13 protein-coding genes are annotated in these 15305 nt (G+C 72.9%); 8 read left to right on the plus strand and 5 right to left on the minus strand.

What is annotated here, in order from left to right; genetic code table 11:
• The first annotated feature begins 68 nt into the window (after positions 1-68).
• The 5 genes from BJ981_RS33715 to BJ981_RS33735 all read left to right on the plus strand — a co-directional run bounded on the left by BJ981_RS33715 (position 69) and on the right by BJ981_RS33735 (position 5507).
• Positions 69-1337, plus strand: a complete 1269-nt coding sequence (locus tag BJ981_RS33715; protein WP_184617393.1) for a styrene monooxygenase/indole monooxygenase family protein — start codon at positions 69-71, stop codon at positions 1335-1337.
• Entirely contained in the window at positions 1334-2473 is a 1140-nt protein-coding gene (locus BJ981_RS33720) for a flavin reductase (RefSeq protein WP_184617394.1), read from the plus strand. Before BJ981_RS33715 ends, BJ981_RS33720 begins: the two co-directional genes overlap by 4 nt.
• Entirely contained in the window at positions 2470-3273 is an 804-nt protein-coding gene (locus BJ981_RS33725) for an SDR family oxidoreductase (RefSeq protein WP_184617395.1), read from the plus strand. Before BJ981_RS33720 ends, BJ981_RS33725 begins: the two co-directional genes overlap by 4 nt.
• A 66-nt stretch (positions 3274-3339) precedes the next feature.
• Positions 3340-4536 carry an arylsulfotransferase family protein gene (locus BJ981_RS33730; protein ID WP_184617396.1) on the plus strand — a complete coding sequence of 399 codons (1197 nt, stop codon included), beginning with the start codon at positions 3340-3342 and terminating at the stop codon, positions 4534-4536.
• Positions 4533-5507, plus strand: a complete 975-nt coding sequence (locus BJ981_RS33735) for an ABC transporter substrate-binding protein (protein WP_184617397.1) — start codon at positions 4533-4535, stop codon at positions 5505-5507. Before BJ981_RS33730 ends, BJ981_RS33735 begins: the two co-directional genes overlap by 4 nt.
• Before the next feature lie 74 nt (positions 5508-5581).
• Here BJ981_RS33735 and BJ981_RS33740 read toward each other — a convergent pair whose 3' ends face one another.
• A complete protein-coding gene (locus BJ981_RS33740) occupies positions 5582-6388 on the minus strand; it encodes a cyclase family protein (RefSeq protein WP_184617398.1) in 807 nt (268 codons plus the stop codon).
• 2 nt (positions 6389-6390) lie between these two features.
• The gene (locus tag BJ981_RS33745; protein WP_184617399.1) at positions 6391-7284 is read right to left on the minus strand and encodes an MBL fold metallo-hydrolase; all 894 of its coding nucleotides are present in this window, start codon (positions 7282-7284) and stop codon (positions 6391-6393) included.
• A gap of 570 nt (positions 7285-7854) precedes the next feature.
• Here BJ981_RS33745 and BJ981_RS33750 point away from each other — a divergent pair.
• Positions 7855-8871 carry an ArsR/SmtB family transcription factor gene (locus BJ981_RS33750; protein ID WP_184617400.1) on the plus strand — a complete coding sequence of 339 codons (1017 nt, stop codon included), beginning with the start codon at positions 7855-7857 and terminating at the stop codon, positions 8869-8871.
• On the opposite strand, the gene BJ981_RS33755 is transcribed toward BJ981_RS33750, so the two are convergent.
• A complete protein-coding gene (locus BJ981_RS33755; RefSeq protein WP_184617401.1) occupies positions 8868-10484 on the minus strand; it encodes a phytoene desaturase family protein in 1617 nt (538 codons plus the stop codon). The two genes, BJ981_RS33750 and BJ981_RS33755, sit on opposite strands and share 4 nt — an antisense overlap.
• 109 nt (positions 10485-10593) lie before the next feature.
• Between BJ981_RS33755 and BJ981_RS33760 the strand changes: the two genes are divergently transcribed.
• The gene (locus tag BJ981_RS33760; protein ID WP_184617402.1) at positions 10594-11307 is read left to right on the plus strand and encodes a BtpA/SgcQ family protein; all 714 of its coding nucleotides are present in this window, start codon (positions 10594-10596) and stop codon (positions 11305-11307) included.
• Between the two features lie 57 nt (positions 11308-11364).
• On the opposite strand, the gene BJ981_RS33765 is transcribed toward BJ981_RS33760, so the two are convergent.
• The gene (locus BJ981_RS33765; protein WP_184617403.1) at positions 11365-12321 is read right to left on the minus strand and encodes an ABC transporter substrate-binding protein; all 957 of its coding nucleotides are present in this window, start codon (positions 12319-12321) and stop codon (positions 11365-11367) included.
• 189 nt (positions 12322-12510) lie between these two features.
• On the opposite strand from BJ981_RS33765, the gene BJ981_RS33770 reads away from it, so the two are divergent.
• Entirely contained in the window at positions 12511-13605 is a 1095-nt protein-coding gene (locus BJ981_RS33770; RefSeq protein WP_184617404.1) for an LLM class flavin-dependent oxidoreductase, read from the plus strand.
• A gap of 58 nt (positions 13606-13663) precedes the next feature.
• On the opposite strand, the gene BJ981_RS33775 is transcribed toward BJ981_RS33770, so the two are convergent.
• Positions 13664-15160, minus strand: coding sequence for an aldehyde dehydrogenase (locus BJ981_RS33775; protein ID WP_184617405.1), 1497 nt, complete (start codon positions 15158-15160; stop codon positions 13664-13666).
• Positions 15161-15305: the final 145 nt, after the last annotated feature.

Consider the following 15305-nt stretch of genomic DNA (forward strand, 5'->3'; position numbering starts at 1 on the left):
TCCGGCGCGCACGCGCGCCGGTCACGACCAGGCGACGGGAAGCGGCGCCGGATATCGGAGGTACACCAGTGAGCGGTCGAGCACGCGACATCGCGATCGTCGGAGCGGGGCAGCTCGGGCTCCACCTGGGGATCGGCCTGCTGCGCCAAGGACACCGCGTCCGGCTGATCACCAATCGCACCGGCGAGCAGATCCGCGAGGGCGGAGTGCTGTCCAGCCAGGCGATGCTGGCGCCGAGCCTGGACCTCGAACGGCGCCTGGGCCTGGAGCTGTGGGAGGGCGCCTGCCCGCCCATCCAGGGCGTCCACCTCACCTGGGTGGACCGGTCCGGCGCGGAGGTGACCCGCTTCTCGGCCCCCCGGGCGCGCCCGGCGCTGTCGGTCGACCAGCGGGTGAAGATGCCCGAATGGATGGACAGGTTCACCGCCGCCGGCGGCGACCTGGCCATCGAGGACGTCGACGCCGGCGGGCTGAGCGCCCTGGCCGACGGGCACGACCTGGTCGTGGTGGCTGCGGGGAAGGGCGACATCTCCGGGCTGTTCCCCCGGGACACCGAGGCGACCGAGTTCGACACGCCGCAGCGCCACCTCGCGCTCGCCTACGTCCGCGGCGTGCGCCCGCACGAGGTGTTCGAGGGCAACGACTTCGGCAAGGCCGACGGCGTGGGGGAGATGTTCATGTTCCCCGCGCTCACCGTGTCGGGACCGTGCCACATCATCACCGTCGAGGCCGAGCCGGGCGGCCCGCTCGACGTGTTCGCGCCGCGGACCGCCCCCGAGCGGGTGCTCGACCAGATCAAGGAGGCCGCCGCGGCGCACTTCCCGTGGCTGGCGCGGCGGATCGCCGGCGCCGTGGTCACCGACGCGGGCGCCACGCTGGCCGGGCGCTTCGCCCCCACCCGGCGCCGGCCGGTCGCGCACACCGCCTCCGGCCGGGCGATCCTCGGCGGCGGCGACGTGCTCGTGCTCAACGACCCGGTCACCGGGCAGGGCGCGAACAACGCGGCCCGGTGCGCGCAGCTCTACCTGGACGAGATCGCCGGGCGCGGCGACGCGCCGTTCGACGAGGCGTGGATGACGCGCACGTTCGAGCGCTACGAGCGCCTGGTGTCGGCCTCCACGCGCTGGACCAACCAGGTCCTGCGGCCGTGGCCGCCGCACGTGCGCGACCTGCTCGCGGGCGCCCGGGACCGCGGCGACCTCGCGCAGGCGTTCGCGGAGGGCTTCGGGGACCCGGCCTCGATCCTGTCCTGGTGGGAGAGCCCGCGCGAGGCCGCCCGGCTCCTCGGCCGTGAGGGCGACACCGCCGGGCACGCGGTGACGGGCGGCCCGCGATGACGGCCGCGGGCGAACCGTCCGGCGCCGAGTACCGGGATGTCATCGGGCGGTTCGCCTCCGGGGTCACGATCATCACGGCCCGCCACGACGGCATCGACTACGGGATGACGGCGAGCGCGGTGTGCTCGCTGTCGCTCGATCCGCCCATGGTCGTCGTCTGCGTGAACCGCGACGCGACGACCGGCGTGGCCATCGCGGCCGGCGGCACCTTCGCCGTGAACGTGATGTCCTCCGACCAGGGCTGGCTGGCCCACCGGTTCGCCACCCCGCTGCCCGACCGGTTCGCCGGGGTCGGCGTCCGCCGCGCCGCCCCGGAGGCGGACCCGCTGTTCGAGGACTGCCTCGCCTACCTGGAGTGCGAGGTCGAGGAGGAGGTGGCGGGCGGCACCCACCGGGTGTTCCTCGGCCGGGTGCTGCGCGCCGCCGCCGCCGAGCTGGAACCGCTGACCTACTTCCGCGGGAGGTTCGGGCGCTTCGAGCTGGAACAGCACGCGCAGGCGTACCGCGACCTCTACCGGATGGTGGTGGAACGCGCGCTGCCGCTGCACGAGCCGCTGGCGCCGGCGGCGCTCGCCGAGCGGCTCGGCATTCCCGTCTCGGCCGCGTTCCACGCGCTGGTCCGCCTCACCGCCGACGGGCTCGTCCACCGCGACCCCGAGCGCGGGTTCCTGCAGGTCGTGTTCAAGGCCGAGCAGGCGATCGAGGGCTACGAGGTCAAGCGGATCCTGGACATGGCCGTGGTGGACCTGACGGTCGGCGCGGTGCCCGGGGAGGGGTTGCGCCGGCTGGAGGAGCTCTGCGACCGGGCCAACGAGCTGGTCGACGACGAGCACGGCGTGCTGGACGTCGCCGCCTACCGCGAGCGCGCGCTCAGGTTCCAGGAGGCGATGATCGGGCTGACCGGCAACGCGACCCTGGTCGCGACCTTCCGCACCCTGCGGATCCCCGAGCTGATCTCCCTGCCGCACCAGATCGGCCCCGCCACCGCGCCCAGGATCGCGGCCAACCGCCGCCGCATCGTGGACGGCTACCTGGCCGGCGACCCGGCGCTGGTGCGCGCGGCGCTGCTCGACCAGTACGAGCTGTGCAAGAGCCTCACCGTCGCCTACATCGGCCGGTCGGGCGGTGAACTGTGACGGGCGGGGACCGGGTCGCCCTGGTCGCCGGAGGCGCGACCGTGCTCGGCGAGGCCGTGGTGCGCGGGCTGGCCGAGGACGGCTTCACGGTGGTCGTCGCGGACATCGACGCAGAGGCGGGCGAGCGGCTGCGCGGGGCCGTCGGCGGGACCTGCGTGTTCATGCCCATGGACATCACCGACGAGGACTCCGTCCGCGCGGTGGTGGCCGAGGCCGCGCGGCGGGGGCGGCTGGAGGTGGTCGTGACCATGGTCGCCTCCTACGCCGACCCCGGCCTGGCGGCCGACGCGGACGCCTGGGTGCGGAGCCTGCGCGTGAACGTCGTCGGCCCCGCGCTGGTGATCCGCGAGGCGGCGCCGCACCTGGCCGCGTCGGGCCGGGGCGCCGTCGTGAACGTCGCCAGCGTCAGCGCGGACCGCGCGCAGGCGAACAAGCTGCTCTACCCCGCGGGCAAGGCGGCGCTCGGCCAGCTCACCCGCAACCTCGCGCTCACGCTGGCGCCGTCGGGCATCCGGGTGAACGGCGTGTCGCCGAGCTGGGTGTGGTCGGCCCCGATGGCACGGCGTTCGGGAGGCGACCGCGCCCTGGCCGACGAGGTGGCGGCCGGCTTCCACATGATCCCGCGGATGGCCGACGCCCGCGAGGTCGCCGACGCGATCCGCTTCCTGTGCTCGGCGTCGGCGTCGTTCATCACCGGCGAGGACCTGCACGTCGACGGCGGCTACTCGGCGCTCAGCCCCGAGGGCAAGGTCAACCCGTGGGAGCGGCACGCGCGGGCCGCGGCCGGTCGGCCGGAATAGTAGACACCTCATAATTCTGCTGTGTAATCTATAGTTATCAGCGCATTTCCCCGAGAGGCGGGACCCATGAAAATCCAGCGGCAAAAGCTGTTGTCCACGATCACCTATATTCCGGAAAAGGCGTTCGACGGATACACGATCTTCACGCCGCTCGCCGAGACGCCCGGCACCACTTGGCTGGTCGACATGCACGGACGCATCATCCACCGCTGGGACCTGCCGGGCCAGGTGCGCCTGCAGTCGCACCTGCTGGACAACGGCAACATCCTCACCGGCCTCGCCCACAGATCGAATTACCCGTTCCTGCCGTTCTCCGGCGGCGAGATCGCCGAAATCGACTGGAACGGCGAAACGGTCTGGAGTTACGAGGACAAGGACCTCGACCTGCACGACTGGGTGCTGCGCGAGAACGGCAACCTCATCGTCCTCAAGTACACCGACGTGCCCGACGAGATCGCGCGCCGCGTGCAGGGCGGGCGCAGCGGCGGCCTCGCCGCCGAGATCGACGGGAAGATGACCTCCTACGTGATCCAGGAGATCACGCGCGAGGGCGACGTCGTCTGGGAGTGGACCGCCTACGAGCACATGGACCCCGAACTCGACGCCGTCGACCCCACCGGCACCCGCTCGATCTGGCCCGGCTGGAACGCCATCGAGGAACTGCCGAACGGCGACCTGATGATGAGCTCGTACAACACCAGCACCGTCGTCATCGTGAACCGCGAGAGCGGCGAGGTGACCTGGCGCTGGGGCAAGGGCGACATCGCCTTCCAGCACAACCCGACGTGGCTGGACAACGGCCACATCCTGCTGCTCGACAACCAGCGCGTCAGCACCAGGTGGATGCCGCCGGACTCCAGCCGCGTGATCGAGGTCGACCCGGAGACCAAGAAGGTGGTCTGGGAGTACCGCACCGAGAACCCCGTCGACTTCCACAACACCTACATGGGCGGCGCCGAGCGCCTGCCCAACGGCAACACCCTGGTCTGCGACGCGGCGCACGGCCGCATCTTCGAGGTGACGCTCGACGGCGAGCCGGCGTGGGAGTACGTCGTCCCGTTCTTCGGGCGCAACGACTCCTACGGCCTGAGCAACGCGATCTTCCGGGCGCACCGGTACGCGCCGGACCACCCCGGGCTCCGCGGACGTGACCTCAGCGGGTCCGCCCACGAGCACCTCAACGCCGAGTTCGGCCCCGGCGCGAGGTTCGGCGAGAAGAAGGCCGTGCCCACCCGCGCGCCACGGTCGGCGAACGGCGCATGAGGCGCGTGCGCGGGGCGGCCGTGGCGGCCGCCGTCATCGCGCTGGCCGGCGTCACCGCGTGCGGGTCGGACTCCGGCGGGCCCGGCGGCGCGGACGGCAAGACCCTCACGGTGTCGGTCGTGCCCTCGGCCGAGGCCGCGATGCTCTACGTGGCCCGTGACCAGGGCTTCTTCAAAGCCGAGGGCCTGACGGTCCAGCCGTCGCTGTCCGCCAACGGCCCGGCGAACGTGGCGTCGGTCGTCAGCAACAGCTCGCAGTTCGGCCACGGCGCGGACACCGTGGTGCTGCTCGGCCGCGCCAAGAACCTGCCGCTGGTCGCGGTGGCCGCGGCCGCGGGCACCACGGCGGATCCGAAGCTGAACAACAGTCAGACCCTCGTGATGCCCAAGAGCGGGATCACCCGGTACCGCGACCTCACCGGCAAGGCCGTGGGCGTCGTCGCGGTCAAGAACCAGCTCGAGCTGTTCATCCGGCGGCTCGTCGACGAGGACGGCGGCGATTCCGGCAAGGTCAGGTTCCTGCAGCTGCCGTTCGCCGACATGCCGGACGCGCTCACCAGCGGCCGGGTCGACGCGGTGACCGAGCTGGAGCCGTTCGTGACCGAGCTGGAGTCCAAGGGCGCGGTGAGCATCGGCTCGTACTACGGGATGGTCCTCGGCGACCAGATGCCGTACAACTACTGGTTCACCAACGAGAACTACGCCAAGCAGAACCCCGCGGTCGTCGCCGCCTTCACGCGGGCGCTGGAGAAGGCGGGCCGGTACTCGGTGGACCACCCCGAGGCGGTGCGCAAGGCGCTCACCGAGTACACCGGGCTCCCGGCGGCCCAGGTCGAGAAGGTCAGGCTGCCGGACTACAACGTCAAGCTCGACGCCGGCGTCCTGGAGAAGGTCGCGGACATGCTGGACAAGTACCGGTTCGGCGCCGGCAAGGACAGCGTGAAGGGAGCCGTCTTCACCCCCGCCCCATGACCCCGTCCCGACGGGACGACGCCCCCGGAAGCCTCACAAGGGCTTCCGGGGGCGTCTGTCGTGGGCGCGGCCGGTCAGTCCCGGCGCGGCTCGCCGCTGGTGCGGGGGACCAGGGCCATCACGCGGGCGGGGCTGCCCGTGCCGCCGACCAGGCGCAACGGCGCCACGATCACCACGGCGCCGCGCGGCGGGAGCCTGTCGAGGTTCGTCAGCGAGGTGACGCCGTACTTGCCGGCCCCGAGCATGTAGTAGTGCACCGGGGTCGGCGGGTCGAAGGTGGGCGCGGCGCCCGCGTCGGTGCCGACCGTCTCGACGCCGACGCCGACCAGGCCGGTCTCCTGGGCGATCCAGCGGGCGCACTCGGGGGCGATGCCGGGGGTGCGGGGACGTCCGGAGGCGTTGTTGAGGAACAGCGCGGGGTCGTGGACGCGGGCGTCCCATCCGGTCCGGTAGAGCAGCCAGCCGCCGTCGGGCATCGGCCCGTGCTCGCGCGCGAAGTCCTGCAGCTCCTCCTTGGTGAGCAGGTAGTCGGGGTCGGCCGCCGCCTCCGCGGACCTGTCGATGACGACGGCGGGGCCGACCAGGCGCCGCAGCGGCACGCCGGCGACGTCCTCGCCGCCCTGTCCGCTGACCCAGTGGATCGGGGCGTCCAGGTGCGTGCCCACGTGCTCGCCGAGCTCCAGGTCGTGCCAGCGCCAGCGCGGCCCGCGCTCGTCGTAGTGGGAGATCTCCCGCATGCGCAGGCCGCGGGTGTTGACGAAGGGCTCGGGCACCCGCATCACGGGCGTGCGCTCCGACAGCGGCTGGGTGAGGTCGACCAGGTCGACCTCACCGCCGGCGAGCGCGGCGAGCAGGGAGCCGAGCGGCGTGGTGGCGGTCACTTTCAGATCTCCAGAAGGTCGGTGCCGAGCAGGATCTCGCCGTCGAACGTCTTCGCCACGAGGCGCACCCACTCGTCGTCGCCGACGAGGTCGTTGTCGGGCAGGATGTGGTTGAGCACGACGGTCCGCACGCCCGCCTCGGTCGCGATGCGACCCACGTCCTCCGGAGAGGTGTGGTCCTCGCGGTAGTGCCGCAGCACGGCCTCGGGCGCGGCGGGGAAGGTCTGCAGCATGGCCTCGTAGTGCAGGACCTCGTGGACGAGGACGTCGGCGCCCCTGGCGAAGCCCGCGATGTCGTCCTGTCCGCCGCGGTCGCCGCTGAACACGATGTCGCGGCCGGGCGTGCGGAAGCGGTAGGCCACCGACGGGACGAGCCCGTGGTTGACCCGGATGGCGCTGACGCTGACGCGCTCGTCGGTCATCACCACCACGGGCTCCCGCTCGATGGGCCCGCTCATCTCGAGCTCGTGCGCGCGGGGGATGGGGTCGAAGGGGGGCCGGCCGGTCTCCCGCTCCCGCAGCCGGAAGTCGAACCCGTTCTGGCGCGCGTAGTCGGCCAGCAGGCCCTCCAGGCGGGGCGGCCCCCAGACGTCGACGGGCGCGCGGCGGCCGGCGAACCACGTGTAGGCGAGGAAGTTCCCGAGCTCGCTGTTGTGGTCGAAGTGCTGATGGGTGACGAAGACGTTGTCCACCTCGGTGAGGGACAGTCCCGCCCGGACGAACTGGCGCGGCGCCCCCTCGCCGCAGTCCACGAGATAGGGCACGCCGTCGACGACCACGGCGTTGGCCGGGCCGTGCCTGCTCTCGTTCTTGTGGATGGTCGGGCCGCCGCCGCTGCCCAGGAGGATCAGCCTGCTGCGGGCGGGCGCCGGCGGGCCCCCGGGGTCGGTTGACATGTGCGCGCTCCTTCTCAGCTCCGTGCAGAACATTCAACACCTAACTCCGGAAAGGTGTCTACTTAGGTCCGCCTCCAGCGCCCGACGTGGAGGAACGCGAGAAGGCCCGATCCATATGAGGGATCGGGCCTTCCTCCTCCAGGGCGGCGGACACGTGCCCCCGCGGATGACGTGACCGTCCTGCCGAAACGGATGGGCCCTCTCACCGCGTCACGGACGCGGCGCCGGTGCCCGCCGTGTTCACCGGCCGGCTACCGTCCATGTGAGCCCGGCCATCGCCGGAACAGCGGACGCGCGCATCTGGTACTCCTTTCGCGGTCAAAGGATGAGCTGCGGATTCGGCTCCCGCGACGCGTGGCGGTGATCGGCGGGACACGTTGATGGGCGGATCCGGTGAAACCTAGGATTCTCACCGGCGCCGTCCGTCGTCGCTCGGGAGGAAAGTCTGCCGAGAGCGCGCACGGCGCTGAAGAGAGTTTCGGCGCCGGCTGAAACATCCAGGTCGGACGGCCGGCGGGCACGCGCCGCCGGCGCCCCGGAGCCGCCGCGGACGGCACAGAGAGGTGAGGCATGCTGCGCGTCCATTTCACCGCCGAGGATCTCGCCCGCACCCGGGTCGCCGCGTCGCCCTGGCCGTACGCCGAGGCGCTGCTGGCGACGCGACTGCTCGGCAGGCGCGACGGGACGGGGATCTTCGACGGCTGGCGGCGGCAGGTCCGGCGACGGCTCGGCCCGGGCGTGCGATTACTCGGCCGGCTCTACCCCGGACACGGCCTCATGCTCGACCTGTTCACCATGGTCGGTCCCGGTTCCTCGCTGGAGGAGAGCCTGGACCGGCTGATGTCCGCGCCGCGCGCCCAGCTGCGCCACGAGCTCTGCGTCCTTGGCGGACGCGACCTGCCCGCGCGGGTCGCCGACCTCGCCGCGGGAGACGCCACGGCGCTCGCCGAGCTCGCGGACGGGATCCGGGAGGTCGGCTGCGCGCTCGACCCCGGCCACAACGGCGCGGCGGCCTACCTGGACGCCGTCAACGCGCTCCATGCCCGCGACCTGTGCACCGGCGGGGTCGAGAAGCTGCTGGCCGGACTGCATCACAGCATGGTCTGGCGCTTCCCGGTGCTTCGCATCTCCGATAAACCCGATGTGACCTACGACTTTCACCTGGGTGGCCGGGGGTTGACCGCGATCCCCTCGCTGTTCTGCTGGCCCACTCCGGTATTCCTGTGGGACCCCTTCGACGACGCGGCTCCGGCCCTGCTGCTCTACCCGGCGGTCGGCACCCTGGCCGACTTCGCCGAGGCGTGGAGCCCGCCCGGCGGCGGCCCCCAGGCGCTGCGCACGCTGCTCGGCCGCACCCGCGCGGCCGTGCTCGAGACCGTCGACGTCGCCGCCACCACCACCGAGATCGCCCGCAGGCTCGGCATATCCCTGCCCTCGGCCAGCCAGCACGCCACCGCGCTCCGCGACGCGGGGCTGGTCGCGAGCCGCCGGACCGGCCCCGCCGTCCACCACACCCTCACCCCGCTCGGCCGTGACCTGCTCCAAGGGGACCGGCCCGGCAGGGGCGTCAGGAGCGGACGCCGCTAGGCGCGCGGCGGGCGGCCGCGCAGGGCCGCGCGGAGCCGGTGGGGCCCGCCGAGCAGGTCGGCGGCGGCGGCGTACCCGCTGGCGCCGGACAGGCCGGGGCCCGGGTGGGTGCTGGCGCCGATGTGCCACAGGCCCTTGACCGGGGTGCGGTGCGACCGGGTCGAGCCGAGGGGCCGCCACAGGAGGTTCTGGTCGAGGTCGGTGGCCCCGCCGTACGGGTCCCCGTCCACCAGGTTGACGTCGCGGCGTTCCAGTTCCGCGGGCGGCAGGACGGCCATGGCCGCGATCCGCGCGCGCAGGCCGGGCGCGTGCGCGTCGATCCGGTCGAGCACGCGGCCGGCGTACCGTTCGACCAGCTCCGGGGTCCAGCCGTCCAGCACCTCCGCGCGGTCGGCCGCGTCGCCGGTCGGATGGCGGGGCACCTCCTGGAGCTGGATCCAGAGCGCCGCGCCGCCGGGCGGCACCCGGCTCGGATCCAGCACGTACTGCTGCCCGACCACGATGGTCGGCTGCGCGGGCAGCAGCCCCGCCTCCGCCTCGGCGCAGGCCAGTGCCACCCCCGCCCCGCCGTCGCACAGGTGGACCAGGGGGACGGCGCGCAGCTCGGCCCGCCGCCAGGCGAGCGGCTCGGTCAGGGCGAGGTGGATCTGCATGGCGGCCCGCCCGTGCCGGAACCTGGACGCCTCGGCGCGCACCCGGGCCGGCACGGCGGGGGCGCCGGCGAGCAAGACGTCGTAGAGCGCCCGCGGGGTCACCGACGCCATGACCCGGCGGGCCGCGAAGAAGCGGCCCGCCGCGACCACGCCGCCGACCCTCCTGCCCCTGGTCGCCACGCGGGTGACCTCCGCGTCCACCCGCACCTCGCCGCCGTGGTCCTCGATGACGCCGCGCAACGCCTCGGCCAGGCGGCCGGCGCCGCCTTCCAGCACCGGAAGCCCGGCCCGGTGCAGGCCCGACAGCATGAGCATGCCGGCCACGCCGCCCGTCGCGCCGCCGGGAGAGAGGCCCGCGTGCAGCAGCCAGGGGGCGAGCAGCGCGTCCACGTCCCCGCCCGCGAAGCGCCGGGACGCCCACCCGTGGCCGCTGGACAGCGCGTCGCGGACGAACTCCTTGATGCCGGGCAGGCCGACGGTGCGGGCGACGCCGAGCAGCGCCCGCGCGGCCGCCGGCGACCGCGGGTCGTGGTTGAGCACCCCGCCGAGATGGGGGGCGAGCGCGCGGATGCGGGCCAGCTCGGCCAGGTAGGCCCGCCCGTCGCCGGGCGGCAGGCCGGCCGCCGTGCGCTCCGGGTCGCGGTGCAGGAGCACGGCGCCGCCGTCGCGGCGGACCGTGGCGGTGACGACGTCCTCGGCCGAGCGCCAGCGCAGCCCCCGCCCGCGCAGCTCGGCCGCGAGCAGCGGCCAGGCGGGGCCGCCGAGGAAGGTGCCGTGCCAGGAGCTGAAGGTGTCGTGGAGGTAGCCGGGCAGCGTCAGCGGTTCGGTGGCCACGAGCCCGCCCGGCCGTGCGGCGCGTTCGAAGACGACGACCCCGCGGCCCGCCTTGGCGAGCAGGGCCCCGGCGACGAGCCCGTTGATCCCGCTGCCGATGATCGCGATGGGGCCGCCGGACGTCATCGGGCGGCCTCGCTGCGGGTCCCCATCCGTCCTCCTTTGATAGACATAGCAGAGGGTTGAGATGTTACCCTTTTGCCCGGCGCCTTCAACCGGGCGGAAAGAGGATTCGATGAGTTCGTGGACCACGGCAGGCACCCCCCGGATCCACCCGGTGATCCACGTGGCCGGCGTCGCGCAGGTGCTCTCCGAGATCGGCAAGGCCGTCGCGCACGGGGTGGACGGCGTGTTCCTGATCGACCACGACGCCGACGACGCCCGCCTGGTCCGGTGCGTGGCCGCCGCGCGCGAGCGCCACCCCGGCCTGTTCCTGGGGGCCAACGTCATCAAGCGCGGCCCGCACGCCGCGCTGGCCCTCCTGCACGAGGCCTTCCCCGGCGGCGTGCCGCTCGACGCGCTCTGGACGGACCGGGCGGCGGTCGGCCTCGGCGGGCCGGAGCCCGAGTTCGAGCGGTTCGCCGCCCTGCGCGCGGGCATCGGCTGGCACGGCCTGCAGTTCGGCGGCGTGGCCTTCAAGTACCAGGACCCGGTGCCCGAGGCCGCGCTGCCCGGCCTCGCGCGCGCCGTCCGCGACCACGTGGACGTGGCGACGACGTCCGGCCCCGGCACCGGCCAGGCCGCCGGCCGCGCCAAGCTGGAGGCGCTGAGGTCGGGGCTCGGGGACCGTCCGCTGGCGCTGGCCAGCGGTGTCACCCCGGGCAACGTGCGGCTCTTCGCCGGCCTGGTGGACCACATCCTCGTCTCGACCGGCATCAACGCCCCCTCCGGCGGCATCGACGAGCGGCTGCTCGCCGCCCTCCTGCGCGCGGTGCGCGAGGATCGCTGAGAAGCAGGTGCGGAGGCCGCCACCGGGCGGCCTCCGCACGCTCCGGGCCGGAGCGGGTCACGGGGCCTGGCGGATCAGGCTCTTGAGGTCGGGGGCGTCCTTGATCCAGCCGTACTCCTTCATGAATCCTCCGAGCACCTCGAAGGTCTTCTCGTCCACGCCGGTCCGGTAGTCGGCGATGGCCATCCGCGCCGCGACGTCCGGCTTGATCGCCGTGAACGTCGGGATGATCTTCCGCACCTCGTCGGGGTGGGCCTGGGCGTACTCGTTGGCCTCCCTGAGCGCCGCGACGAAGTCGTCCACCGTCTTGGCGTGCTCCGCCACGTAGGACCTGGAGGAGAAGTACGTGGAGAACGCCGTGCCCTTGCCGGCCAGATCGCCCTGCGGGTTGCGCAGGACGACCTCGTCGCCCGCCGCGCTCGCGCCGCTCAGGAACGGCTCGATGAGGAACGCGGCGTCGACGCGCCCGCCGTCCAGGGCCGCCCGCATGTCGGGGTAGGGCAGGGGGAGGAACTTCAGCGAGCCGGGGTCGCCGCCGGCCTTCTCCATGGCCGCGCGGAGCACCAGGTCGTTGACGCCCTGCAGCGCGTTGACCGCGACGGTCTTGCCCGCGAGGTCGCCGATCGCCTTGATGGGGCTGCCCTTCCTGACCACGATCGCCTGGCTCAGCGGGTCGCCCTGGGCGATGGCCCCGGCGATCACCGTGATGGGCAGCCCCTTCGCCTGGGCCTGGATCTCGGGCACGGGCGCCGCGAAGCCGAACTGGTACTCGCCGCTCATGACCGCCGCCGTGGCGGCCGCCCCGGTCTGGACCTCCTTGAGCTCCAGTTCCAGCCCGTGCTCGGTGAAGAAGCCCTTCTGCTTGGCGAGGTAGAGAGGGGCGACGTCGATGGTCGGGATGATCCCGACCTTGACGGTGGTGGTTCCGCCCGCCCCGGGCGCCTGGTCGGCGGGGCCGCCGCAGGCCGCGGCCGCGATGCAGATGAGGAGAACCGCGCTGGCCAGCTTGCGCATGGACCACTCCTTGCGGGTGGGAGTTGCTGATGGGAGGTGCTCGGGGCGCCGGCCACCCGGAGTGGAGACAAGTTACGCATTACTTCGGCGGGGTGTCAACGATCCGTCGCCGGCCTTGACGGTGGGCGGCTCCGCCGATTCAATGGTCAACGCATCACCAGAGTGACATGTTCATCGTTGGGAGCGCGTATGACCCGTCCGTTGTCGCGGGAGACCGGCATGAAACTCGGCATCTTCTCCGCGAACTGCAGTAGCGGGCTGGCCGTGACCAAGGTGCCGGAGCGCTGGTCGGGGAGCTGGGAGGACAACCTGGCCATGGCGCGGCTCGCCGACGCCGCCGGCATCGACTTCCTGCTGCCCATCGCGCGCTGGATCGGCTACGGCGGCGACACGAACTTCCACGAGGGCGTCCTGGAGCCCATCGCCTGGGCCGCGGGGCTGCTGGCCAGGACCGAGCGGATCACCGTCTTCTCGACGGTCCACACCGCCTTCAACCACCCGCTCGTCACCGCCAAGCAGATGGCGACGCTGGACCACATCGGCGAGGGACGCGCCGGGCTCAACATCGTGGCCGGGTGGAACAAGCCCGAGTACGACGCCTTCGGCGTGGAACTGCCCGAGGGGCACGACGCGCGGTACGCGCTCGGACAGGAGTGGTTCGACATCATCCGGCGGTTGTGGACCGAACCCGGATCATGGGATCACCACGGGACGTACTTCACGCTCAAGGGGGCGGCGAGCGACCCCAAGCCGTTCGCCGGGCCGTTGCCGATCTTCAACGCGGGCGCGTCCCCGCAGGGCAGGGAGTTCGCGGCGCGCAACGCCGACTTCATCTTCACGCCCTTCGTCGACCTCGCCATGGCCGCGCGGGTGCGGGCGCGGGTGACCGAGGCCGCGGCGGCGCACGGCCGGACCGTCGGCATGCTCACCTCCAGCCACGTCGTCTGCCGGCCCACCCGTGAGGAGGCCAGGGAGTTCTACCGGTGGTACTCCGAGGAGAACGCCGACTGGGACGCGGTGGACAACCTGATGGCGTTGCAGAACCTGCACGCGCAGTCGTTCTCCAAGGAGATGCTCGCCGGCTACCGCTGGCGCTTCGCCGCGGGGCACGGCAGCTATCCGCTGGTCGGCACCCCGGACGACGTCGCCGCCGAACTGGAGGCGATGTACGGGGCGGGGGTCGGCGGCACGACGCTGGCCTTCTTCGACTACGTCAAGGAGCTGCCGTACTTCGCCGACGAGGTCCTGCCGCGCCTGCGGAAGAAGGGCGTCCGCCTCGTGTAGGCGCGCGGCGAACCTCCAAGGACCCCGCCGGACGCTCCGTCCGGCGGGGTCCCGGTGTTCAGCGCACCGAGAACGGGTCCCGCGTGGCGCCGGTGAGCTCCACCCACACGGTCTTCAGCTCGGTGAAGTCGCGCATCGCCTCGAAGCCGTTCTCACGGCCCATGCCGCTCAGCCCGTAACCGCCGAACGGCGCGGCGGGGGAGTAGGCCCGGTAGGTGTTCACCCACACGGTCCCGGCCTTGACCCGGTGCGCGACCCGGTGGGCGCGGTGGACGTCGCGGGTCCACACCCCCGCGGCGAGGCCGAAGCGGGTGCCGTTGGCCAGCTCGACCGCCTCGTCCTCGGTGGAGAACCGCATGACGGTCACGACCGGGCCGAAGACCTCCTCCTGGACGATCTCCATGTCCGGCGTCACGTCCGTCAGCACGGTCGGCGCCACGAACAGCCCCGGGAGGCCCTCGACCGGCCCGCCGCCGCACGCCACCGTCGCGCCCTCCGCGCGCGCCCGCTCGACGCGGGCGAGGACCTGCTGGTGCTGGGCGGCGTTGACGAGCGGGCCCATCTGGGTGTCCTCGTCGGTGGGCGACCCCAGCCTGATGGCCTTGGTGCGCTCGACCACCTGGCGCAGCACCTCCTCATGCAGGGAGTCGTGCACGAGGAGCCGCGAGCCGGCGACGCACGTCTGCCCCGAGCCGATGAAGACGGCGTTCATCGCCCCGTTGACCGCCGCCTCCACGTCGGCGTCGCCGAACACGATGTTGGCGGACTTGCCGCCGAGCTCCAGCGTCAGGCGGGTCATGTTGCCGAGCGCGGCCCGTCCCACGGCGATGCCGGTCGCCGTCGAGCCGGTGAAGGCGATCTTGTGCACGCCGGGGTGCGCGGTGAGGGCCTGCCCCACGGCCGGGCCGTACCCGGTGACGACGTTGTAGGCCCCGTCGGGCAGGCCCGCCTCGGCGAGCGTCCTGCCGAGTTCGACCGCGGTGACGGGGGTGTGGTCGGAGGGCTTGACCACCACCGGGCACCCGGCGGCCAGCGCGGGGGCGAGCTTCCAGGCGAGCAGCAGCAAGGGCGCGTTCCACGGGATGATCGCCCCGACGACGCCGACGGGCTCGTGGCGGGTGTAGACGAACATGTCGGCGCGGTCGGTGGGGATCGTCTCGCCCTGGAACTTGTCGGCCAGGCCGGCGAAGTAGTGGAACCATTCCGCGACGTAGCCCACCTGCGCGCGGGTGTCCTTCAGCAGGCGTCCGCTGTCCCGCGACTCCAGGACCGCCAGGTGCTCGAGGTCCCGGAGGATCAGGTCGCCGGCGCGGCGCAGCACGCGGGCCCTGTCGAAGCCGGTGAAGGCGCCCCAGGAGCCGTCGAGCGAGGCGGCGGCGGCGCGGACCGCGGCGTCCACGTCGGCCGCGTCGCCGTCGGCGACCCGGGCCCAGACCCGGCCGGTGGAGGGGTCGAGGCTGTCGAACGCGCGGCCGGAGAGCGCGGCGCGCCGTCGTCCGTTGACAAGCATCGGGAAGGTCTGCGCATCGGCGGGAGGGCGGACGTCTGCGGTCATCGATGCCTCTTTCGGTGGGGGACCCCGGCAGAATAGTTAACAGATCACTGAGGTGACAAGTTTAGCATTGTGCCTCCCGTTCCGGACCGGCGATATGGGGGTGGCTATCATGACCCATGGGCAAAACGTGCCATAGGGGTTGATA

The sequence above is a fragment of the Sphaerisporangium krabiense genome (assembly GCF_014200435.1).
In the GTDB taxonomy this organism is placed as follows: Bacteria; Actinomycetota; Actinomycetes; order Streptosporangiales; family Streptosporangiaceae; genus Sphaerisporangium; species Sphaerisporangium krabiense.

Excerpts from the sequence above, each read along its gene's own strand:
- BJ981_RS33755 (WP_184617401.1), bottom strand. The coding sequence starts at position 10,484 with ATGACGTCCGGCGGCCCCATCGCGATCATCGGCAGCGGGATCAACGGG.
- BJ981_RS33745 (WP_184617399.1), bottom strand. The coding sequence starts at position 7,284 with ATGTCAACCGACCCCGGGGGCCCGCCGGCGCCCGCCCGCAGCAGGCTG.
- BJ981_RS33765 (WP_184617403.1), bottom strand. The coding sequence starts at position 12,321 with ATGCGCAAGCTGGCCAGCGCGGTTCTCCTCATCTGCATCGCGGCCGCG.
- BJ981_RS33720 (WP_184617394.1), top strand. The coding sequence starts at position 1,334 with ATGACGGCCGCGGGCGAACCGTCCGGCGCCGAGTACCGGGATGTCATC.
- BJ981_RS33760 (WP_184617402.1), top strand. The coding sequence starts at position 10,594 with ATGAGTTCGTGGACCACGGCAGGCACCCCCCGGATCCACCCGGTGATC.
- BJ981_RS33775 (WP_184617405.1), bottom strand. The coding sequence starts at position 15,160 with ATGACCGCAGACGTCCGCCCTCCCGCCGATGCGCAGACCTTCCCGATG.
- BJ981_RS33730 (WP_184617396.1), top strand. The coding sequence starts at position 3,340 with ATGAAAATCCAGCGGCAAAAGCTGTTGTCCACGATCACCTATATTCCG.
- BJ981_RS33735 (WP_184617397.1), top strand. The coding sequence starts at position 4,533 with ATGAGGCGCGTGCGCGGGGCGGCCGTGGCGGCCGCCGTCATCGCGCTG.
- BJ981_RS33750 (WP_184617400.1), top strand. The coding sequence starts at position 7,855 with ATGCTGCGCGTCCATTTCACCGCCGAGGATCTCGCCCGCACCCGGGTC.
- BJ981_RS33770 (WP_184617404.1), top strand. The coding sequence starts at position 12,511 with ATGACCCGTCCGTTGTCGCGGGAGACCGGCATGAAACTCGGCATCTTC.